Consider the following 22,701-nt stretch of genomic DNA (forward strand, 5'->3'; position numbering starts at 1 on the left):
TTCGTGAAGCTGCGAATACAACGGGTAATGCGGCTGAGCAGGTTCAGAACTCTGCAGCAGGTCTGGCAGAAGAAGCACAGCAGCTAGAGAACAAGGTTCACGAATTCCTCGGACGTCTGAGATCTGTGAACGAATAACCATTTCAAACAAACTCAAGACCTATAAAGCCCGCAGTGAAGAATTCACTGCGGGCTTTTTGGTGTTATCATAATTTACAAACTCTAATCTATATTAGTAAAAAAAATAACAACAACTTGAGATACTTTACTGCGCCCTATTGTTGTTGTTGGGAAACAAGAGGATGATTTTGAGCATAACGGCGAAATAAAATTAACTGGCCGAAAAACAAATCGGTGCGATCCAGCACAAATGAACAGCATGAGTATACTTCTTGGGAGACGAATACTGTCATGACGAATACAACAAACAAATTTAAACTTTCACGTCGAAAGCTATTAACCAGTGCAGCAGCTGCAGGTGCAGGTGCTGCTGTTTTTAGCGGAGGTTCACCCTATTCTTTCGTAAAAGGCGCTTATGCTGCTGATTTCCGGAACGATCCAGGTAACCAATCTTTTGTAAAGCTTGGCTTTAACGTTCCGCAAACAGGGGCTTATGCCGACGAAGGTGCTGATGAACTCCGTGCTTATCAGCTGGCCGTAAAACACCTCAATGGTGAAGGTGACGGCGGAATGCTTAATACTATGAAGCCAAGCTCTCTTAAGGGGAATGGTATTCTTGGTAAGAAAGTTGAGTACGTTACCGGAGATACACAGACAAAGTCTGATGCAGCACGTGCTTCTGCCAAGCGTATGATTGAAAAAGAAGGCGTGACCATGTTCTCTGGTGGGTCATCTTCTGGTGTGGCTATTGCTGTGCAATCTCTAGCTCAGGAAATGGGTGTTATCTTTATGTGTGGGTTAACCCATTCAAATGATACAACCGGTAAAGATCGCCGTCGTTACGGTTTCCGTCACTTCTTTAATGCATATATGTCTGGTGCCGCACTTGGCCCTGTGTTGAAGGAAGAAATGGGAACAGAGCGCCGTGCCTATCACCTGACAGCTGATTATACTTGGGGCTGGAGTCAGGAAGAATCAATTAAGAACACAACCGAGGGTCTTGGCTGGGAAACTGTAAACACAGTGAAAACGCCAGTGGGAGCAGGTGATTTCTCTCAGTATATCACACCAGTTCTGAACAGTGGTGCTGATGTTCTTATCCTGAACCACTATGGTAAGGATATGGTCAACTCCTTGACACAGGCGGTTCAGTTCGGTCTGCGTGACAAGCAGGTAAATGGTAAGAACTTTGAAATTATCGTTCCACTATTCTCTCGCTTGATGGCGCAGGGTGCTGGTGAAAATATCAAAGGTATTCTGGGTTCTACAAACTGGAACTGGACATTGCAGGACGCAGGGTCTCAGGCTTTTGTTAAGTCCTTTGGTCAAGAATACGGTTTCCCGCCTTCGCAGGCTGCTCATACGTGTTATGTGCAGACCCTGCTTTATGCAAATGCCTGTGAGATGGCTGGAACATTCTATCCGCCAGAAGTTATTAAATCACTTGAAGATTTTGAGTTTGACGGCATGGGGAATGGTCCAACTCTTTATCGCGGAGAAGATCACCAGTGCTTCAAAGATGTTCTGGTTGTGCGTGGTAATGCGAACCCATCGACACAATTTGATCTGCTTGAAATCGTTAAAGAGGTTCCACGTTCTCAGGTTGAGTATGATGCCTCCATCTTTGGTGGCGAACTCGGCCCTTACGAGGTCTAATCCCTTGGTATTAAATCTGGCCGCTCTTATGAGCGGCCAGAATTGTAATTTATGTCGGTTCTGATTAAGTGTCGGAACGCGTAACTCTTTAAAAAATTTATGTTTTAAAAGAGAAAAAACAGCAGCGAAAATAGAACGATGGATGCATTTATATTGCAAGTCCTGAATGGCTTGGATAAGGGCGGGTCTTATGCTCTTATTGCCTTGGGATTAACACTGATTTTCGGCACACTCGGGGTGGTAAACTTTGCACATGGTGCATTGTTTATGCTTGGGGCATTTTGCGCCGTAACTCTTAAAAAAATTCTGACCATATCCAAACAGGTCAAAGATGAAAGTATTACCTTCTTTGATGCCTATAAAGAAGTGCCATACCTAGAGCTTTGGTTCGGAGAAACGGGAACGTTACTGATTGACTACGCAGTTCCTTTGTCAATTCTACTCGCGATACCAGTGATGCTTTTGGTTGGTTTGGCTATGGAGCGTGGATTAATCAGATTTTTCTATAAACGCACCCATGCAGAACAAATCCTGGTCACCTTTGGTTTGGCTATTGTTCTGCAGGAAATTGTTAAAGCCTTTTTTGGCGCCAACCCTGTTCCAATGCCACCACCAGAATTACTTACCGGCTCTGCCGATATAGGGGCTATGTTGGGGTTAGGAGATTCTGTCATCTATCCTTGGTGGCGTTTGACGTATCTTTTATTTGCTGGAATCGTTATTGCTGCAGTGTTCTGTTTCTTGCAATTTACAACCTTTGGCATGGTCGTACGAGCCGGAATGCAGGACCGTGAAACTGTTGGTTTATTAGGGATCAATATTGAACGCAGATTCACAATTGTCTTTGGTATTGCGGCTGTTGTGTCTGGCTTGGCGGGTGTAATGTACACCCCGATTGTCCCACCCGACTATCATCTTGGTATGGATTTTCTTGTACTTTCCTTTGTTGTTGTTGTTGTTGGTGGCATGGGATCTCTTGGAGGTGCCGTAACAGCTGGCTTCCTGTTGGGGATTTTACAATCATTTGCTTCTATGAACGAAGTGAAAGAAATTCTTCCTGGTATTGATCAAATAATAATATTCCTTGTTGCGGTTGTCATTCTTCTGGTTCGTCCAAGAGGATTGATGGGGCGCAAAGGCGTGATGGAGTCCTAATACAATGATTACTGCTACGCCTCGTAAAGATTTATTGCTTATGGGTATTTTTACCCTCGCAGTTCTCACTATGCCAATTTGGTTAGCACCTATTGGGGCAAGCTATCCGGATTTGCTACAACGTTTTGCAATCTTTGGTATTTTTGCAATTGGTTTTAACATTCTCTTTGGCTTAACGGGCTATCTCTCGTTTGGACACGCCGCTTTCTTGGGCGTGGGTTCTTACACTGCGGTTTGGTCCTTCAAGTTGCTAAGTATGAGTGTGGTCCCGGCGATCATTTTTGGAGTGATTACCTCTGGATTGTTTGCAGTGGTTATTGGTTACATCAGCTTGCGTCGTTCAGGAATTTATTTCTCTATCCTGACACTTGCTTTTGCCCAAATGTCCTACAATCTGGCTTATTCCGTTCTGACCCCGATTACCAATGGTGAAACGGGCCTACAGTTGGCTCTGGACGATCCTCGTTCACTCGACAACCTGGTTGGTGTTGCTGCAACACAAGGTATTCCGCCGACCAACTTCTTTGGTATGGAGATGAGTGGTTATCCCGGCTTTTACTTCTGTGCCGTTCTGATGATCATAGGATTTTATATCTCAATGCGGATTTTCCGTTCTCCTTTTGGCATGATGCTAAAAGCGGTGAAATCGAACTCTAACCGTATGAGCTATACTGGCCTGAATATGCGTCCTTATACGCTTACTGCCTTTGTTATTTCTGGTATGTATGCGGGTCTTGCCGGGTCTCTTATGGCTGTAACAGATCCGCTTGCAGGTGCTGAACGCATGCAATGGACTGCCTCTGGTGAGGTGGTGCTTATGACCATCTTGGGTGGTGTAGGTACGCTGATCGGTCCTGTTATCGGTGCTGGTGTGATCAAATATTTTGAAAACATCTTTTCAGCAATTAACGAAAACGTTCTGCATGGTATTTTCAGCTTTCTGCCTGAATTCCTTCAAGACGGTGTTGTTGCTGTGCTGAGCCTATTTGTTGGCGAAGGCTGGCATCTGACACTGGGTATGCTCTTTATGTTAATTGTGATCTTCCTGCCGGGTGGTATGGTCGAAGGTTTCAGCCGTATTTATCAGCGGATACGAAACCGTAACAATAAAAACAATGGTACAGCCGATCCTGTTGGCTCTACTCATGTTCAACCTGGTGAATAGAGAGATAATATTATGGGTATTCTTGAAGTTCGCGATGTGAACAAGAGCTTTGGTGGCCTGAAGGCCCTCAATAAAGTAGAACTGGACGTAGAGGAAGGCTCTGTGCATGCCATCATTGGTCCAAACGGAGCCGGAAAATCGACCTTTCTAAACTGTTTGGTTGGGTTGCTCATTCCAGATAGTGGTAGCGTAAGTTTCAATGGAAACTCACTATTGGGGATTAAACCACACGAAATTAATCAAGCTGGTGTTTCCCGTGTTTTTCAGACGCCAGAAATCTTTGGTGACCTGACTTTGTTGGATAACGTGGTCATTCCAACTTTGGCTTCTCGGGATGGAGCCTTCAAGTTTAATGGTTGGAAGCGTGCAGATCAGGACAGTGAAACCATCGGGCGTGCAGAACATATGCTCGAAGATGTAGGCTTGATCGATAAACGCAATATGCATGCTGGTAGCCTTTCTCGTGGTGACAAGCGCCGATTGGAACTTGCAATGTGTCTGGTCCAAAACCCTAAGTTACTTTTGCTGGATGAGCCTACGGCCGGTATGTCACGCGCTGATACAAATAATACAATTGATCTTCTCAAACGTATTGGAGAAAGAGGAATCACCAAAGTGATTATCGAACACGATATGCACGTGGTCTTTTCCCTCGCTGACAAGGTGAGTGTCATGGCACAGGGAACTGTTATTGCTGAAGGAACACCAGAGGGTATTAAGGGAGATCCTCGTGTTCAAGAAGCTTATCTTGGGGGGGCGCATTTATGAGCCGTATGCAACCGATTAAAAGTGAAGGAACGGCTCCGGCCTATTTTTCGGCACATGATCTTCACGCTTATTATGGTGAAAGTTATATTGTTCAGGGCGTAAGCTTTGATATTCGTGAAGGTGAAATCCTCGCCCTGTTAGGTCGAAATGGTGCGGGTAAAACATCCACTCTTCGGGCGATTGCACGGGCTGTTGATCCCGTTCTGACACAAGGGGAAGTGTGGCTTGACCATAAGCCATTGCACCGGATGAAGGATTTTGAAGCGGCTCAAAATGGTGTTGCACTTGTACCTGAAGATCGTCGCATTATCCCGGGGCTTACCGTCCAGGAAAATCTTGAACTTGCGCAAATTGCAGAACCTATTGGTTGGTCGATAGAGCGACTTTATCAGCATTTTCCTCGTTTAGCAGAGCGCCGCGATCAAGAGGGGATTACAATGTCCGGTGGAGAGCAACAGATGCTTGCTGTCGCGCGGGCGCTTGCTCGGGATGTAAAACTGTTGTTGCTTGACGAGCCATATGAGGGACTTGCCCCTGTGATTGTTCATGAAATTGAATCAATTTTGCAGGAAATCAAAACACACGGTATTACGACAATTATCGTGGAGCAGAATGCGATCGCAGCACTACATCTGGCTGATCGTGCTATTATTTTGGATATGGGACAGGTTGTGTTTGATGGTACAGCCCAAGAGGTTCTGGACAACGAAGAACTTCGACAGGAATATCTGGCAATTTAAAAACACTAAAAGCCAGCGTATATATAACTTAGGGACAGCTTTGTGGCTGTCCCTTTTTCTATGAGAAAAAATGTAAAATATCTATTCAATAAAACAGGGTGTTTGAGTTAAAAGATAAGTCGGATTTGATATTTCCGGAGGGGATCCTATGGATGAATTACTAGCCATCGCGAGTATTGTCGGTGTTGTCATTATTGGGGCAATGACACCTGGACCAAGCTTTATTGTTGTGGCCCAGATCTCTTTGGTAAATTCACGCTCTCATGGAATAGCAGCGTCTATTGGAATGGGGCTTGGGGCTCTTGTTTTTGCCAGCCTGGCTCTTCTTGGATTGCATCTCGTTTTCATGCAGGTTGTTTGGTTGTATGTTACCTTTAAAATCTTTGGTGGGATTTACCTGCTTTATCTCGGCGTAAAAATTTGGCGAGGAGCCAAAAATAAATTAATTCCCGAGGAAGAGGGGATAGCCAAACCACAAACTGGCCAAAGTCTTACGCGTTCCTTTTATACTGCCTTTATGACCCAGATCAGCAATCCGAAAGCGGCCCTTATCTATAGCGGGGTGTTTGCTGTGTTCATGCCGGCCGACACCTCTTCTTGGTTTTCCGCGGTTTTATTGCCGTCTTTGCTTATTGTCGAGACGGGATGGTATGCGCTGGTGGCCTGTGCTCTTTCAGCCAAAGCGTCACGCCAAGTATATCTTAAATCAAAAAGCTGGATCGATCGTATCGCAGGTGGTTTGATGGGGGCGTTGGGAATAAAACTTCTTACATCAAATGCTTAAAGAAAGACTTTAATGTATTTGTGAAAATACCTATGTGTGTAATGCTAAGCTTTAAGTATAGATTGATACAGGGCGAAAAGAGACATGGTTGAACGAAAACCTGACCCGTTTGAAAAAAATGCAAATAATGGGGAAGGGGGCAAACCACCGAGAGGGGGGATTTCTGGCTTTTGGCTCTTTATCATTCTCATCGTGCTGACGGGTTTGGGGATATTTTTTCTGGCAGATCGCTTTCCCGGATCCCTTAGTAATGACGATGATCAGATAGATTTCGTGCGAAGTCTTGCCATTTTACTGATGATTATGTCTTCCATACTTGGTGTTGGACGCCTTAGGAAATCTGATTTACCAAAATATTTGCGCGATATCGGGCTGTGGGCCGTCATTTTTGCTGTTCTCTTTGTGGGCTATAGCTATCGCGACATTTTCGAAAATGTATGGAACCGAGTGTCCAACAATCTTGTTCCCGGTCAAGCTTATACGAACCATGTTGGAGATCTTGAATTTACCCGTGCCAGTGATGGGCATTTTTATATAGAAGTCTCTGTTAATAATGAGCGTGTTAAGTTTCTTGTTGATACAGGTGCTAGTTCAATTGTTTTAAGTCCAGCGGATGCACAACAGTTGGGATTTGATTTTGACAAACTGACTTTTAATCGGATTTTTGAGACAGCAAACGGCACCGGGAGAGGGGCCTCGACCCGGGTTTCTCGAATGACATTGGGCGAGCGAGAGTTTCAGGACGTGCGGGTTTCTATTAACCAGGCACCAATGTCCATATCTCTGCTTGGTATGGCGTTTTTAGAGCGGTTCCCCAGTTTTGAGTTTCGTGGCGATAAGCTTATTCTTCGTTCCCGATAAGGTGTGCGACACGGTCGATCAGGGTTTTAAGCAAATTTGCTATGGTAATCTTCCCGAACTGGCTTCAACACTGTAATGGTGTCTTCCTCTAGAAAGCCTTGTTCTATTAGGCCATTAATGGCTTCTTGTGGAATTGCAGGAGCTTCAGCATCAACAGATTCCCATTCCCAATGGTTATGTTGAAAAATCAGGCGGCCTTTACCTGACCAATAGTAATCCAGAATGGCTTTTTCAGCCTGTTCCATCTCTTGCCAGTCAAAGCCATATATCTGGTGGTGGATTTTTATGCCGGCTTTGGCTGATTCTCTGAGCATACAGCTCGCACCGGGGCTTTTACCATCCCACAAAAGTATCAGTCCGTCGGCATAGTTTGCCATTTGCCGGTTTCTAAGTTCTCCGGCTTCCCGGCCATATTTTACCCAGTCGGCATGAAGTACTTTTTTAGGGATATCGTTTTGTTCTGCCCATTGCTCGCCCAAGGTATCGACCCCGCGACAGCCACCGGATACGACCTCGTCAATGGGCCAATTGACACTTTCCACAAAGCTTTCAAGAGCATCATAATCATTAATGGTGCGTGAACCGGCAATAATTACTTTCATAATAAAACCTTTGCTTGGGGAGGGGGAAGAAAGTAGTAGCACTTTACCTTTTACAGTAGGTCTAAATAAACGTGGGAAATTGACGCAGTTGATAGAAACCGCAAGCTCTTAGATTTTATATAGCGGACTTACGCATAACTAATCTGATTTAGTTATAGTATTTGTCGCTTTCGATAAAAATTCATTAATATCTCTCGCGTAACATGTGTATATGTCTATGTTGCCGGATATTATTTAAAAAACGTCTTATCAGTGGAGTTTGTCGTATAAGAAGTCTATTGCCCGGTATCTTCTGTATTGTTTGGTTTTGTAGTGCTTTTGCAAGGATCGTGACTGCAGAGGAACGGTTTTCACTGTCCGGAAACTACGTTTTTGCTATTGGTGCCGAAGATTATCCGCCCTATGAGTTCATTGAAAACGGAGAGTTAACAGGCTTTCATATTGAACTCATTCAGGCTGTTGCCCAAAAAAATAATTTGATAATAACTTTCGAACGTTATCCCTTTAAGCGCGCCCAGCAAATGCTGAGAACCGGAAAAATCGATGCCTTTACCTATTACGGGTGGACGGCTGAACGTGAAAAAGATACGCGCTATTTGTTTGGTAACATACTTCACATAGCTAAAATTGTTTATGTGGTTCCTAAATCACGGGAAAATGAAATAGCTTTTACAGGTAATCTCGAATTACTCAGGGATTACCGCATTGTGACCCAGGCGGGTTTTTCTTACGGATATGAATTTGACAATGCTGATTACCTCAAAAAGTATGCAGCGCCGACACTCAATGGATTAAAAGATCTACTGCTTAATGGTCGCGGTGATCTGGGTATTGTCTATCTCAGCGATTTTTATTCTGCCTATAAAGATACAGATATTCTGGACAAATTTACGATCATCGATCCACCAGTGCTGGAACGCCCAATGTATATTGGTTTTTCCAAAAAGGCCGAGAAGGATAATATCAGTGTCTTTTTTGCCGAGAAGATGCTGGAATTTAAAGCGACCGAAGCCTATGAAGCTTTGTACAATAAATATTTCCCAACAGATTAAAGCATCTCAGATCATATTATTTATAATTATTTATGCAACATTTTCCATAATATAAATTATGCGAATATGCTACTGACCTTCGTTTTATTAAGGAGTTAGAAAATCTATGTGGTGTCTGGGACGAAGGTTAGTATATTAGATTTACAAGATTTATACCCAAAATGATGGCATAAGAACGACCAGTACTGTAAATATCTCCAAACGTCCTATCAGCATTACAATTGATAGAACCCATTTCGCAATATCCGGGAGGCTGGCAAAGTTTCCATCAGGACCGATTATTGTTCCCAAGCCTGGACCAACATTTGTGATCGCTGTGACACTGGCTGTGAAGGATGTTAAAGGATCCAATCCAACAACGCCTAAAATTACCGTTGCAATAAATGTTGTTGTAAAGAATACGGCTAAAAAAGCGAGAACAGAACGTTGGACATCTTCAGTTATATTTCGCCCATTGTAGGTCGGAGATAAAATTCGGTTAGGACTGATCAAGCTATGTGTATGGTTCTTGACGATAAGCCATAATATTTGAAATCGATATATCTTGATGGCACCACTGGTTGATCCTGTGCAGCCCCCTACTAATGTTATAACAAGGAAAATACTTCCTGCGGCAGCACCCCAGGTTAAATAGTTATCGCTGGCGTAACCTGTTGTTGTTACTATTGATACGACATTAAAAGTACTTAAAGTTAAAGCGTCAAAAAAATTAATGTGTTGGGATGATTTAAGCCATATGGCCAAAGCAACTGATATTGACGTCACAACCAAAAGAAATCCTTTTACCTGAGGATCACTCAGAAGTGGTTTGCTGCCTTTTCTTAGGGATTGAATATAAAGTGTAAAAGGTAGAGCACCCAGTATCATGAATAGAATGCATATCCATTGGGTCGTGGCGTTTTTAAAATAGCCAAAAGATGTGTCATGAGTTGAAAATCCACCCGTGGATATCGTTGTCATGGCATGATTGACAGCATCAAAGATTGTCATGCCTGACCAATAAAACAATACCATGCATATAATCGTCAAGGAGATGTATATACTGAGTAACCAAGCTGCAAGAAGGTAAGCTCTTGGTAATACTTTCACTGAATTATCAGAGCTTTCCGTTGCAAAAAGTTGCATCCCGCCACTTCTTATAAATGGTAGAATAAAAATCGCCATGGCGATAATGCCAATACCACCAATCCACTGTAATAGAGATCGCCACATAAGGATACCCGGGGGTAAAGTATCCAGATTAGTTAAAACAGTAGATCCCGTGGTCGTCATTGCTGACATCGTCTCAAAAAAAGCATCTGTATAACTTATCTTGAGGCCAATTAAGGGAATTGCAGAAAATGCAGGTACAATAATCCAGCATAAAAGAGTCAGTAAATAAGCTTGCCTTAAATTTATTTCGTAAATTTTATTGGTACGATTGCTTAGATAAAGTGTGCCTCCGCAAGCCATTGTAAAGCTTGCACAAATCGAGAAAATAATCCAATCAGGGTTTTGTTTTGAAATATCGACTACTGCCGGAATTAACATTAATGCTGAAAGACTGCACAGTAAAACACCCAACGTGGTCAGGATTGGTCTGAAATCAAGCATAGAAATCTATCTGGTCATCTCGTTCGTTGGGAACAAGGTGCTCTCGTTAATTAGTGCTGTCAATTAATTACTTACTTGCAAGGGCATGGTTCGGGGTTCAGGACGCGATGATTGGATAATAAAAGGGATTTCGTGACTCTTTACATATCAAATGTTCATGATATGTTCTTGTTTGTTGTATTTGCTATATTTTTACATGGGAAGAGAAGCTAATGATTAATGGTAGTTGCCTTTGTGGCGCAATAAAATTTGAAATTTCCGGTGAGCCTTCTTCGTTAAGCTATTGTCATTGCTCAAGATGTCGTAAAGCAGCAGGTGTTTTTTCTGCCGTCCTAATTGGTAAAGCTGACGATTTAAAAATTACTACTGGTCATGACAAAATAGCCAAGGCCCCTACTGGAGCCGAATGGAAACTGGAACGATGTTTTTGCAAGGATTGCGGAACGTCCCTGGGGGATTTGGTTGTTGGTGATATTTACGTTGTCGCAGCGTCTGCCTTAGACGATGATCCCGGTATTCGGCCTACTGTTCATATTCATACCGAATCAAAACCTGATTGGTATCAGATTGACGATAATCTGGAAAAATTTGAGGGCGATTATATTTCCTGAAAATATCCTCAATCTGTTTTAAAATTATATCCATATACACGCATTTACAAGGTGAGTTATTAAGCTCACCTTGCTGTGTTTTCGCTTCCGACCTTAATTATCAGGCAGATTTTAATAACAGACCTAATCTCCGGATACCTTCGTGAATAGTTTCTTCGTTAGCTTGTGAGAAACTTAAGCGCATTGTGTTTCGGTTTGATCCATCGGCATAAAAAGCGTGTCCGGGAACAAAAGCAACCCTTTGATTTTCAATTGATTTTGCTAACAATTCGGCGCCGTCCAGATGTTTGGGGAGCGTTAGCCAGATAAACATACCGCCTTCGGGTTTTGTCCAGCTCACGCCCTCTGGCATATGTTCTTCCAGTGCCGCAAGCATACAGTCACGTCTGGTTGAATAGGCGGTGAAGATTTTAGCAACCTGTTTATCAAAACCTTTGGACGCAACTTCGTGAATGGCGATCTGGTTAATGGTTGAGCTATGCAGATCTGCGGCCTGTTTCATTAAAACCAGTTTGCTGATAACGGACTGAGCCGCACAGACCCACCCTACCCTCAAACCGGGAGCCAGTGTTTTCGAGAAGCTGCCGCAATAGAGCGTCCGGGTTTCATCAATGTGACCCTTGCGCTGAATATCGAGGGCCAAAATTGGCGGGATTGCTTCGCCATCATAGCGGAGTGATTGATAGGCGGCGTCTTCAATAACGGGAATATCTAGCTCTTCTGCCAGATCCAGCAGTTTTTCACGACCGGCACGGTCCAACGTTTCCCCGGTTGGATTTGCAAAATCCACAGACATATAGGCGAACTTTACTTCGCTGTTCTTTTCTGCAGCGGTTTCCTGATACTCTTTAGCTGAACGATTGCCATTTGCAATCAGGCGATCATAGTTAGGTTCATAAGCATTAAAAGCCCCGAGCGCCCCCATATAGGTTGGCCAGGTTACAAGCGCTGTATCATTTGGTGAGAGTAATAATTTGCCCAGATAATCCAGTGCCTGTTGTGATCCGGATGTGATCAGAATGTTTTCAATGCTACAGGGAATACCAAGGCCTTCCATCTGTTTGGCAATCCATTGGCGCAGCGGGACATAGCCTTCACTGACGGAATACTGTAATGCAGTTGTCTGTTTATCCCCTGTAAGAGTATTGGCAAAGGCTTGCTGGAATTCCTGTGTCGGAAAAAGCGCTGGATCAGGAATGCCGCCAGCAAAGGATATAATATCCGGTTGGTCCAAAAGCTTGAGTAGCTCTCGAATTTCGGATGCCTTCATCCGCGAAGACCGCGTGGCAAATACTTTTTCCCAATCCATAAACCGTAACTCCTGTAGAATAAGAAGTTACCAGTACTTCAGCACACTTGATCCTGTCAATAATGATAAATTACTGAAAAGAGATTCCTGTTAATATCCAGTCTAAATCACATAAGGATTTGCGATGTTTTATCAGCTTTAAAGTATGTTAGGTATAAAGATCACCAGGATGCCTGATAAGATAAGGCCTAATTTTCTGATAACAGATTTTACTGCAATAAGGCCGTAAGAAATGCAGGTCAGCCCAAGTGCAATCTGTATAAAGGCAACCAGAGCCATAAGGGGTGTTTCGGAAAGGCTGAGGATATCCGGGTTTGCGATCATGCCCAGTGGGATAATATAGAGGCCAACGCCCAGAGCCATAGCTGTTAGAGCAACTTTAAGCCAGTTTTCCCCGATCATGCCTGCGGCGATAAAGACAGCGCCACAGACTGGCGGGGTAATTGTCGAAAGCAGTGCAAACCAGAAAACAAACAGATGTGCCTGAAGGGGGGCGAGACCAAGCTGTGTGAGCGCCGGACCTGCTACGGAGATACATATCACATAGGCTGCGGTGGTTGGCACTTCCATGCCCAGGATTAGGCAGGCCAAAGCTGTGAGAAAGAGCGAAGGCCACAGCAATCCCCCCGATCCTGATAAAATAAGAGAGGTGATTTTGACACCCAAACCAGTGATGGAAAGCACACCAATTATAATTGAAGCACAGAGGATGATTGAAGCAATCATTGACACCTGTTTGGCTGAATTAATAACAGCATTTTCAATTCGATAAATGGCTTCTTTGAAGTTTAACTTTAGATTTTTGGTGAAAAATAATAAAAAGAAACCAGCGATAATAGCCATACATGCGGCGTATTGAGGTGTGTATCCAACATAAAACATACCTATGAGAAGAATACTAAAAGGCACCAGAAAGAAGGCAGACGTTATGAGGACCTCTTTGGTTTCTGGCTGGTCTTTGTCTTCTATTCCCCTGAGGTTTTGATTGCGCGCGTAGGCGTTGATACCAACCCAGACTGCCAGAAAGAAGAGGATGGCGGGCAATATTGCGGCACTCATGATGCTGGTATAGGGAATACCGGTAAGCTCCACCATAACAAAGGCCCCTGCCCCCATTAAAGGTGGCATGATCTGCCCGCCGGAAGATGCGACAGCCTCAACCGCTGCGGCAAGACGTTTGGGATAACCAAGGCGTGTCATAGCTGGCAAGGTTATTGCGCCCGTTGACGCAACGTTTGCTGAGGCAGAACCGGATATAGAGCCAAACAAAGCCGAGGAAATTACGGAAACCTTTGCTGCTCCACCCTTTAATCTGCCAGCAGCCGCAGCTGCAACATTCATAAAGCCTTGGCCTGCTTCGCCTGAATTTAAAACTGCGCCAAAGATAACAAAAATAGAAACAACACTGACGGAAACCCCTGTCAAGCTTCCCCATATTCCTCCTTCGGCGATGGTTAGCGTGCCAAGGAAACTTTTGAGTGGGGTGCCTGCATGGCCAAATTCGCCAGGGATATACTGACCCAATAATCCATAGAGAAGCGCAAGTGCCGCTACAATAGGTAAAGGCCAACCAATAGCGCGTCTTGCCGATTCCAGTACGACGACAAGAAGGATGACAGCAATGGCTATTTGAAGGTTATTTTCCAGAAATCCATACTGCTCCCCAAGCATGTCGTGGTTAATTGCTATCCAAAAGGCAGCCCCGATACCAGCCGTGGCAAGTAAAATCCCAGAGCCTCTTGATATGATATTGTCTTGGCACCCAATTATCAAAACCCAAGGAAGAATGAGAGCAAGATGCAGGGGGCGGCTAACAAGATTGGGAACCAGGCCTGAAAAAATCAAACCAATGTGAAACACAACAAGCAAGACCGCAAAGCCAAAGCATACTAAACGAACGAAATTGGATGATTGATTAGGCATAATATTACAGGGTCAGAGGAACTTGTGCGTATAAATAACAAAAATCCCGATTGGTCAATACAATCGGGACAATCGGGATTTTTGCAGGGTTAAAATAAACTCAGATTATTGTTGTGCCTTGTTTAGGGTAATCCCTTTTTCGGTGTAATACCGAATAGCACCGGGATGAATTTTTCCTTCAATATTCGACAGCAAGTCGTTGGTAACGCCATTCCACCATGCTGCAGCCTGACCCATTGTCTCTTTTTGCTCCCAATAGGTTTTGGTGAGCTGATAAGCCGTATCTTCGTCCATAGCCGTTGTCGTATAGGCGACAACAGGCAGTGAGGTTGTTGTGATATCGGCATCTTGCCCACTGTAGGTGCCCGCAGGAATCGTCAGCTCTTTGCGTTTGGAAGCTTTGATTTGATCTGAGGTTAGGGATAACACCTTTACACCAGTAGAGGCCGCTGCTTCAATTACGTTTGGCGCAGGATAGGACCCTGCGGTTACAAAGCCATCAATTTGACCATTCTTCAGGGCCGGAACTGCGTTTGACAATTCTACATTCGCCAGATCTACTTTGCCTTCCAAGCCGAATAATTTCAGATACTTTGCCCCTTCTTTGGCGCCAAATGATCCTTTACCCAAGAGGATTTTCTTTCCTTCCAAACCTGCAAAATCTTTAATCCCGCTGTTCTCGGATACAACAAAGTGCATTGTTAGTGAAGGAATAGGGAATAAAGCTCTGATTTCGTTGAATTTTGGGTCGCCCTTGCCTTCAAACATTGCCTTTCCGGCCTTGGCCAGACGTACCAGCGCGGGAGGCGTGGTAAAGACGTAGTCCCCTCCTCTGGCCCGCACTTCCATTACGTTTTGGACAGATCCCTGGCTTTCCTCAACGGTAACGATAATGTCGCCAGATGAACCAGATTTCATTGCTTCGGCTATTTGAACAGCCATCTGATAATAGGAAGATGTTGTTTTCGCTGATTTATATGTAATGCGTGTCTCTGCCATTGACGGCATTGCTATGGCCATAGAGGTGATGACAGCAAGACTGATTTTTTTTAGGTGTTTCATCAGAACTTCCTATTAGATGTTTGTTTATGAAGTTGGATAAAGCGGCGGCCTATCCGTTATAGATTATAGATTGGATGTTAGGTTGCCAGTCCAAGCATTGTCAACTCTATAGCTTTTAATTCAGAGCACCTGTTTAGGCCATTACCTATAGGAAATCATGGCATCTAAAAGAGTATTTTCTGGGTATGGTATTTCATTGAGATTAGATTTCGTAAATTGTAAAAAAACAGGAAGTAACAATATGTTACTTCCTGTTGCTAAAGTCATAAATTATTTGTGAGTAACACTTGTTCACAGTGTTGCTGGAAAATCCTTGAGAGGATCGCCAAACTTGTGTTCAGTCCACTTGACGATTAAAAAACCACCGACCGCTATCGTAGCAGCAATCAGGGCTGACATTATAAGTGGTTCCAGTAATAACTGACTATTTCTTCCAAGAATGGGAAGAAGTGTTGCAAATGCACTAGCAGCAAAAATCGTAGCCAGCAGTGTTCCAATTCGGCTTAACACCCAACCAGAAGACTTGAGTATCACTGGTAAATAGGTGGGCTTTTTACGCATGATACAACTACCTTTCTCTGTAGTTTGGATTGCTACACTACCTGTTGTTGAAACAAATTTCAATCCGGTGCGCAATTTTGCCACAGGTATATTGGATTGAAGATAGTCATTTTCAAGAACTCCAAAGCAAAAAAAATAGTTCAAAAACTCTTGTTTTTGTATCTATTTCAGATCTGTAACTCGGTAATAGGTTCTTTATCTATAGGTACGTTAATAAGGTCAGAAATAAAGAAAATAAATTTTTGTTACGCTGGCTTTTTCTCAATTCTTCATTGGGAAAAGATTTCTTGGCTAGAATGACACAAAGCTTGCTGCTTGTTTCTGATCAGGTATTCTGATGATCAAATCTATAAGCGTAATTTAGCGAGTAATATTCTAATGATCCGTATTTCAAGCAACTTTGATGCAGGTAACATTCGTTGTCTATCTTCTGATAATCCTTCTGATATTCAGTTAGAGATTGAAGCAGACACGAACTCCCATTTTTATCAGTGGTTTTACTTTCGTCTTAGCGGTGCACAAGATCAGGCTTGTACGCTTAAAATTCTGAACGCCGGTGGTGCGGCCTATCCTGGTGGATGGGAAGATTATCAGGCTGTTGCTTCTTATGATCGCGAAACCTGGTTCCGCGTGCCCACTACCTCGTATGATGGCGAAACGTTAACGATTGAATTTACACCGGGGTATAACTCTGTCTATTTCGCTTATTTTGCCCCCTACTCTATGGAACGTCACGCAGATCTTATTGCTGAAGCCCAGCATGGCCAAGGTGTTAATCTTGATGTTTTGGGACAGACGATTGACGGCCAGGATATTGATCTTTTAACAATTGGCGAAGCGGACAAGAACAAAAAATCATGCTGGGTTATAGGGCGTCAGCATCCTGGTGAAAGCATGACGGAATTCTGGATGGAGGGTTTTTTGGGACGTCTGCTGGATGAAAATGATGCCATCGCACGTGAGTTGTTAAAAAAAGCTGTATTTTATGTGGTTCCCAATATGAACCCCGATGGCAGTAGACGGGGGAACCTTCGGGTTAATGCAGTTGGGTCCAATCTGAATCGTGAATGGCAGGCTCCTTCGTTAGAAAAAAGCCCCGAGGTTTATTATGTCCGTCAAAAAATGATGGAAACCGGGGTGGATCTTATGTTTGATATTCACGGTGATGAAGCTATTCCACATAATTTCATTGCAGGAACTCATGGTATTCCATCCTTTGATGATCGATTGTTGAATTTGCTGGATCGTTTCCAAAGTTATTACATGGAAGCCAACCCCGATTTTCAAATGACTCATGGGTATCCGCAGAACGAACCAGGCAAAGCCAACCTTACAATCTGTAGTAACAACACGGCTGAAACACATGATTGTTTGTCAATGACACTGGAAATGCCGTTCAAGGATACGGCAGATGCACCAAACGAGTTTGAAGGATGGTCCCCGGATAGATCTGAAAAGCTAGGCGCCAGCAGCTTGGATCCTATTTACCGGATAATTGATGACCTCCGATAAAATCTTTAGGTAAGATAGAGATCTTGGGTTTCGGTATTGTTGAGAGAAAAATGAACATAATCGCTGGAAAACTTTTAAAAACGTCAGTCCGATCTTTGGCACTGTTAAGTATCGTGACCGGAATATCCTCTGGCTTTGCTGAAACCTATCTCTCTCCTGATTTTGATTTTAAACCAGAATTACTTCGGGAAGTCCCCGTTTTTGAAGGAAGGGTTATTAATGGTGAAATGCCCGCCATCGCAAAACGTGTACCCGAAACACCATTTGTTGTGAAACAAAGTCACCACTGGCAAGCCGGAAAATATGGCGGCTCAATCCGAAGCTTAATCGCAAAGTCCAAAGATGTTCGGCTGTTTTCCGTTTATGGATATGCCCGTCTTATTGGCTATACACCAGACCTTAGTTTTACCACGGACATTTTGGATAAACTGGAAGTTCAAGAAGGTCGTATTTTTACACTGACTTTACGCAAGGGACATAGATGGTCTGATGGTCACCCCTTTACATCAGCTGACTTTAAGTACTTTTGGGACGATGTCGCCAATGATAGTAATTTAAGACCCTTTGGGCCCCCTGCCGAGTTATTGGTTGATGGAGAACTGCCAACGGTTGAAATTATTGACGAGTTAACTGTTCGCTATAGTTGGTCTGTGCCAAACCCTTTTTTCCTCCCCAGTTTGGCTGCGACGCGTCCGCTCTATATTTTCCAGCCATCGCATTATATGAAGCAATTTCATGCTAAATATGTCGATGCTGATGAACTGGAGCAACGTGTCACAAAATCAGGTGCACGTAACTGGGTACAGTTACACAATCGTATGGCAAGGCAATACAAGTTTACCAACCCGAAACTGCCAACCTTGCAGCCCTGGGTGAACACGGTTAAGCCGCCTTCAACCCGTTTTGTTGGTAAAAGAAATCCCTTTTACCACAGGGTTGATGAATTCGGTCACCAGCTTCCTTATGCAGACGAATTGATCTTATCTGTTGCCGGGGGAGGATTAATCCCTGCAAAGGTCGGGTCCGGAGATTCTGATCTGCAATCCAGAGGGTTAAATTTTTCTGACTATACATTTCTAAAAGGGAATGACGATCAAAACGGGTATTCTGTTCGTCTTTGGAAGACTGTGCGTGGATCACAATTTGCGCTCTATCCAAACTTGAATGCAAAAGACCCGGAATGGCGAAAACTGAACCGTGATAAGAGATTCCGTCATGCTCTATCCCTTGCGACAAACCGATATGAATTAAATCAGGTTCTTTATTACGGGCTTGGACTTGAAGGAAATAACACCGTTTTACAGAGTAGTAGTCTGTATAAAGAAGAGTACTTCAAGAAATGGACTGAATTTGATCTGAAAAAAGCCAATGCGCTTTTGGATGAAATTGGCCTGACGCAGAGAGATGAAGATGGCCTTCGTCTATTGAGCGATGGTCGGCCGATGAAGATTATTATTGAAACGGCCGGTGAAAGTAGCGAAGAAACCGATATTCTTGAACTGATCGCAGATTCCTGGTTAAAAATTGGGATTAAACTCTATCCCAAACCTTCCCAGAGAGAAGTTCTTCGGAATAGAATTTTTTCTGGGGAAACCAATATGTCGCTTTGGTATGGCAATCTAAACGGTATGTTATCTCCGCATTCGTCGCCTGCAGAGTTGGTGCCGCGACAACAACAATCTTTTCAGTGGCCAAAGTGGGGACAGTATGTCGAAACGAAAGGCAATGCAGGAGAAGAAGTTGATATCATTCAAGCACAAGAGCTTAACAATCTTTACATTCTCTGGTTCCGGGCACAGTCCACGGCAGAGAAGAAAGATATTTGGGAACGTATTTTAGAGATCAATGCAGAGGAAACTTATACAATAGGATTAGTGGCTGAAATTCCTCAACCGATTGCCTTGTCGAACAAATTAATGAACGTCCCGGAAAATGGTTTCTATAATTGGGAACCGGGTGCTCTATTGGGTGTTTATAAGCCCGATGGGTTTTGGTTTGACGAATAGATATTAAGTAAAAAGGCGGTAATTAAATTTTTACCGCCTTTTCTATGTGCTTGTTATTTAACTTCAAAAGTCAATCCATCATACCCTGGTTCTACACCTTCGGGACATTTTGATTTGAGATCATCATAGTCCACTTGTTGGTTCATGTGGGTCAGGATTGTTCTTTCAGGTTTCAGGCGTTCTACCCAGCTAAGGGTTTTTTCAAAGTGTGCATGAGATGGGTGGGGTTCATACCGTAAACAATCAACGATCCAGTATCTTACGCCTGCCAATATTTCAAAGGCCCGCTCATCAAGATCAAAAACATCTGTCGAATAAGCGAAGTCACCAAAGCGAAACCCGAGAGAAGTTGCTGTACCGTGATTTTGATAAAACGGTGTAATTTCTATAGATCCAACCTGAAAAGGACCATCGATGGTTTTGTCGTCCATCATGGGGGTATAGGTACTTTCCGGGTTGCAGGATGATGTAAAGGCATAGGCAAAACGGTTCGTAATTATTTCGCGATCTTCCTCATCCATATACGCTTCGATAGGTCCCCCGGCCTTGTAAGCGAGGTACCGTAGTTCGTCTAGACCATGAATATGATCAGCATGTTCATGCGTATAGAGAACGGCATCAATATATTCTACCCCTGCGTCTAAAAGTTGAACCCTCAGGTCAGGACCAGTATCAACCAAAATTGTGGTGTCTTCATGCTCGACAAGGATAGAAACTCTACGGCGTCGGTTTTTCGGGTTTTCGGGGTTGCAGTTTCCCCAATTACCCCCGGGAGTACCCGAGCAAATCGGAACTCCTCCGGAACCACCACATCCTAGCATCGTAATTTTCATGATTATGCTGCCGTAGGTCTTTGAGCTTTTGTAAAGAGACGATAAAAATTATCGGTCGTTGCAGTATGAATTTCCTGCAAGCTTACTTTTTTTACATTTGCGAGCGCTTCTGCTGTATGGCGAACAAAAGACGGTTCATTCTTTTTGCCCCGCATTGGAACCGGGGCCAAATAAGGACTGTCGGTTTCAATCAGCAAGCGATCCAAAGGTGCATCGGAAATTGTTGTGCGAATGTCTTCGGCGGATTTATAGGTAATGATACCGGATAGAGAAATGTAAAAGCCCATATCCAAGGAGGCTTTTGCCAACTCAGGACCAGCCGTAAAACAATGAATTAACGCCGGATACGCCCCTTTGTTGAATTCATCACGCATGATGGCCACAGTATCGTCATCTGCATCACGGGTATGAACAACAAGTGGAAGACCTGTTTCCCGTGCTGCTTCGATATGTGCGCGGAAACTTTCTTGCTGACGCTCTCTGGGGGCATGGTCGTAATAGTAATCAAGACCACTTTCCCCCAAACCAATCACTTTTGGATCTCTGGCTTTTTCAATAAGGACATCCGGGGATGATAAGCCCTCTGTTCCTGCTTCATGGGGGTGGATGCCGACGGTGCAATAGATGTCATCGTTGGCTTTTGCAATGCCCAAAACAGTATCGAAAGTCGATAGCTTGGTCCCAATGGTAACCATGCAACCAATGCCGACGTCTCGGGCGCGTGTTAAGGCATCTTCCAGATCACCATCTTTTAGAAAGTAATCAAGATGACAATGAGAGTCGACAATCATTATGCCCCCTCTTCCTCGACATAACGCGGGAATACACCTTGCGGTTTTTCAATTTCTACACCGCTCTTGAGTGGTGTCTTCAGATCAACGAAAGTCCGTGTATCTGCTGGTAAGCTCAGCTGATTTAGCATCTTTTCCATCGATTCAGGCATAACGGGCTGAAGAAGAATTGCTATCTGGCGAATAGTTTCAGCCAGGACATACAAAACAGTTCCCATACGGGCGAGATCCGTTTTCTTTAATGTCCAGGGCGCTTGTTCATCAACATATTTATTCGCCGCAGAAATAACGTTCCAAACGGCTTCCAGACCACGGTGAAAGCTCTGTTTGTCAAAATCACTTCTGAGCTTGTCATGCAGAGCGGCTACACTATCGAGAAGCTCCCTGTCGGCATCTGTGAAATCGCCGTGTTCAGGGATCTTGCCTTCGCAGTTTTTGAAAACCATGGAAAGAACGCGTTGGGCTAGATTTCCAATGTCATTGGCCAAATCCCCGTTCATTCTGGAAATCATCGCCTGTTTTGAATAGTCTCCGTCTTTCCCAAAGGGAACCTCACGCATCATGAAATAACGAACCTGATCAAGGCCGTATTCTTCTATCAGAGCATTCGGATCAATCACATTCCCGATTGACTTGGATATTTTTTGGCCTTCGTTTGTCCACCATCCGTGCGCAAAAATGCGTTTTGGCAAAGGCAAGTCAGCTGCCATAAGGAAAGCAGGCCAATATACTGCATGAAAACGCAAGATATCTTTACCGACCATATGAAGATCCGCAGGCCAGAAGCTCTGATATTCTGTTGCACTTTCATCCGGGTAACCTACTGCGGTTAGATAATTTGTTAGTGCATCCAGCCACACATACATAATGTGATCATTGTTACCGGGAACCTGAACACCCCACTTGAATGTTGTACGGCTGACTGACAGATCCCTCAAGCCTCCTTTGACAAAGCTGATCACTTCATTACGACGGCTGTCAGGCCCGACAAAAGATGGATCGTTTTCGTAGAGAGCAAGTAATTTATCTTCAAAAGCAGAGAGCTTGAAAAAATAAGACGGCTCTTCCACCCATTCGACTTCTGCGCCTGTTGGTGCAATACGCTTACCGTCTGCATTTTTTGTGAGTTCTGTCTCTGTATAGAAAGCCTCATCGCGAACGGCGTACCATCCCGCGTAGCTTCCCAAATAGATAAAGCCTTTATCTTCCAGCACTCGCCATAAATTTTGGCATGCCTTTTTATGACGATCTTCAGTTGTTCTGATAAAGTCATCATTTGAAAAGTTGCAGGCTTGTGTTAGATCCCTGAAATTCTGAGATACTTGATCCGTAAAGGTTTGCGGGTCAATTCCTGATTTTTCAGCAGAAGTTTCGACTTTCTGACCATGTTCATCTGTCCCGGTCAGAAACTTTACATCATAGCCATCCAGCCGCTTAAAGCGCGCAAGTACATCGCAGGCCAGTGTGGTATAGGCATGCCCGATATGTGGTTTATCATTCACATAATATATGGGCGTCGTGATATAATAGGATCCGTTTTCTGATCCAGTCATAGGAAACTCCTGATCAACAAGCACTGCCGGGATACCCTGTGTCAA

General features: G+C 43.9%; 20 protein-coding genes. 11 read left to right on the top strand and 9 right to left on the bottom strand.

Translation table 11 applies throughout. The features are described from left to right. Positions 1–410: 410 nt before the first annotated feature. The 7 genes from WH95_RS18660 to WH95_RS18690 all read left to right on the top strand — a co-directional run bounded on the left by WH95_RS18660 (position 411) and on the right by WH95_RS18690 (position 7,248). Complete coding sequence (locus tag WH95_RS18660) at positions 411–1,775, top strand: substrate-binding protein (RefSeq protein WP_046509915.1); 1,365 nt, start codon at positions 411–413, stop codon at positions 1,773–1,775. A 138-nt stretch (positions 1,776–1,913) separates the two neighbouring features. Further along, positions 1,914–2,930: a branched-chain amino acid ABC transporter permease gene (locus WH95_RS18665; protein ID WP_046509916.1), complete on the top strand. Its 1,017-nt coding sequence runs from the start codon at positions 1,914–1,916 to the stop codon at positions 2,928–2,930. A gap of 4 nt (positions 2,931–2,934) precedes the next feature. Further along, positions 2,935–4,095 (top strand): branched-chain amino acid ABC transporter permease, encoded by a 1,161-nt coding sequence (locus WH95_RS18670; RefSeq protein ID WP_046509917.1) that lies wholly within the window; start codon positions 2,935–2,937, stop codon positions 4,093–4,095. A gap of 12 nt (positions 4,096–4,107) precedes the next feature. Further along, the gene (locus WH95_RS18675) at positions 4,108–4,863 is read left to right on the top strand and encodes an ABC transporter ATP-binding protein (protein WP_046509918.1); all 756 of its coding nucleotides are present in this window, start codon (positions 4,108–4,110) and stop codon (positions 4,861–4,863) included. After that, positions 4,860–5,603 carry an ABC transporter ATP-binding protein gene (locus WH95_RS18680; protein WP_046509919.1) on the top strand — a complete coding sequence of 248 codons (744 nt, stop codon included), beginning with the start codon at positions 4,860–4,862 and terminating at the stop codon, positions 5,601–5,603. Before WH95_RS18675 ends, WH95_RS18680 begins: the two co-directional genes overlap by 4 nt. A gap of 148 nt (positions 5,604–5,751) precedes the next feature. Continuing rightward, on the top strand, positions 5,752–6,387 hold the full coding sequence (locus WH95_RS18685; protein WP_046509921.1) for a LysE family translocator: 636 nt from the start codon (positions 5,752–5,754) through the stop codon (positions 6,385–6,387). 84 nt (positions 6,388–6,471) lie between these two features. Then, complete coding sequence (locus WH95_RS18690) at positions 6,472–7,248, top strand: retropepsin-like aspartic protease family protein (RefSeq protein WP_052742154.1); 777 nt, start codon at positions 6,472–6,474, stop codon at positions 7,246–7,248. Positions 7,249–7,274: 26 nt separating this feature from the next. Here WH95_RS18690 and WH95_RS20825 read toward each other — a convergent pair whose 3' ends face one another. Beyond that, on the bottom strand, positions 7,275–7,850 hold the full coding sequence (locus tag WH95_RS20825; RefSeq protein ID WP_052742155.1) for a DUF2493 domain-containing protein: 576 nt from the start codon (positions 7,848–7,850) through the stop codon (positions 7,275–7,277). Positions 7,851–8,179: 329 nt separating this feature from the next. Here WH95_RS20825 and WH95_RS18700 point away from each other — a divergent pair, with 329 nt between their 5' ends. Beyond that, positions 8,180–8,902, top strand: coding sequence for a substrate-binding periplasmic protein (locus WH95_RS18700; protein WP_157846021.1), 723 nt, complete (start codon positions 8,180–8,182; stop codon positions 8,900–8,902). A gap of 150 nt (positions 8,903–9,052) precedes the next feature. Here WH95_RS18700 and WH95_RS18705 read toward each other — a convergent pair whose 3' ends face one another. Then, positions 9,053–10,495: a TrkH family potassium uptake protein gene (locus tag WH95_RS18705; RefSeq protein WP_046509924.1), complete on the bottom strand. Its 1,443-nt coding sequence runs from the start codon at positions 10,493–10,495 to the stop codon at positions 9,053–9,055. 212 nt (positions 10,496–10,707) lie between these two features. Between WH95_RS18705 and WH95_RS18710 the strand changes: the two genes are divergently transcribed. Then, positions 10,708–11,106, top strand: a complete 399-nt coding sequence (locus WH95_RS18710; protein ID WP_046509925.1) for a GFA family protein — start codon at positions 10,708–10,710, stop codon at positions 11,104–11,106. A 100-nt stretch (positions 11,107–11,206) separates the two neighbouring features. Here the strand turns inward: WH95_RS18710 and WH95_RS18715 are convergent, their stop codons facing one another. The 4 genes from WH95_RS18715 to WH95_RS18730 form a co-directional block, all read right to left on the bottom strand. After that, positions 11,207–12,415, bottom strand: coding sequence for an aminotransferase-like domain-containing protein (locus WH95_RS18715; RefSeq protein ID WP_046509927.1), 1,209 nt, complete (start codon positions 12,413–12,415; stop codon positions 11,207–11,209). 138 nt (positions 12,416–12,553) lie between these two features. Continuing rightward, positions 12,554–14,338, bottom strand: a complete 1,785-nt coding sequence (locus WH95_RS18720) for a TRAP transporter permease (protein ID WP_046509928.1) — start codon at positions 14,336–14,338, stop codon at positions 12,554–12,556. Between the two features lie 105 nt (positions 14,339–14,443). Continuing rightward, entirely contained in the window at positions 14,444–15,400 is a 957-nt protein-coding gene (locus tag WH95_RS18725) for a TAXI family TRAP transporter solute-binding subunit (protein WP_046509929.1), read from the bottom strand. 291 nt (positions 15,401–15,691) lie between these two features. Then, positions 15,692–16,105: a hypothetical protein gene (locus tag WH95_RS18730; protein ID WP_046509930.1), complete on the bottom strand. Its 414-nt coding sequence runs from the start codon at positions 16,103–16,105 to the stop codon at positions 15,692–15,694. Positions 16,106–16,339: 234 nt separating this feature from the next. Here WH95_RS18730 and WH95_RS18735 point away from each other — a divergent pair, with 234 nt between their 5' ends. Both WH95_RS18735 and WH95_RS18740 read left to right on the top strand, forming a co-directional pair. Continuing rightward, complete coding sequence (locus tag WH95_RS18735) at positions 16,340–17,473, top strand: M14 family metallopeptidase (protein WP_204247838.1); 1,134 nt, start codon at positions 16,340–16,342, stop codon at positions 17,471–17,473. 50 nt (positions 17,474–17,523) lie between these two features. After that, positions 17,524–19,479, top strand: a complete 1,956-nt coding sequence (locus WH95_RS18740; RefSeq protein ID WP_046509931.1) for an ABC transporter substrate-binding protein — start codon at positions 17,524–17,526, stop codon at positions 19,477–19,479. 53 nt (positions 19,480–19,532) lie between these two features. On the opposite strand, the gene WH95_RS18745 is transcribed toward WH95_RS18740, so the two are convergent. The 3 genes from WH95_RS18745 to metG are packed head-to-tail and all read right to left on the bottom strand — an operon-like array spanning position 19,533 to position 22,656. Continuing rightward, positions 19,533–20,312, bottom strand: coding sequence for an MBL fold metallo-hydrolase (locus tag WH95_RS18745; RefSeq protein ID WP_046509932.1), 780 nt, complete (start codon positions 20,310–20,312; stop codon positions 19,533–19,535). 2 nt (positions 20,313–20,314) lie between these two features. After that, entirely contained in the window at positions 20,315–21,103 is a 789-nt protein-coding gene (locus WH95_RS18750; protein WP_046509933.1) for a TatD family hydrolase, read from the bottom strand. Next, complete coding sequence (metG, locus tag WH95_RS18755; protein ID WP_046509968.1) at positions 21,103–22,656, bottom strand: methionine--tRNA ligase; 1,554 nt, start codon at positions 22,654–22,656, stop codon at positions 21,103–21,105. The genes WH95_RS18750 and metG overlap by 1 nt, the downstream gene beginning before the upstream one ends. Between the last annotated feature and the right edge of the window lie 45 nt (positions 22,657–22,701).

This window comes from Kiloniella litopenaei (assembly GCF_000982415.1).
Lineage (GTDB): Bacteria > Pseudomonadota > Alphaproteobacteria > Kiloniellales > Kiloniellaceae > Kiloniella > Kiloniella litopenaei.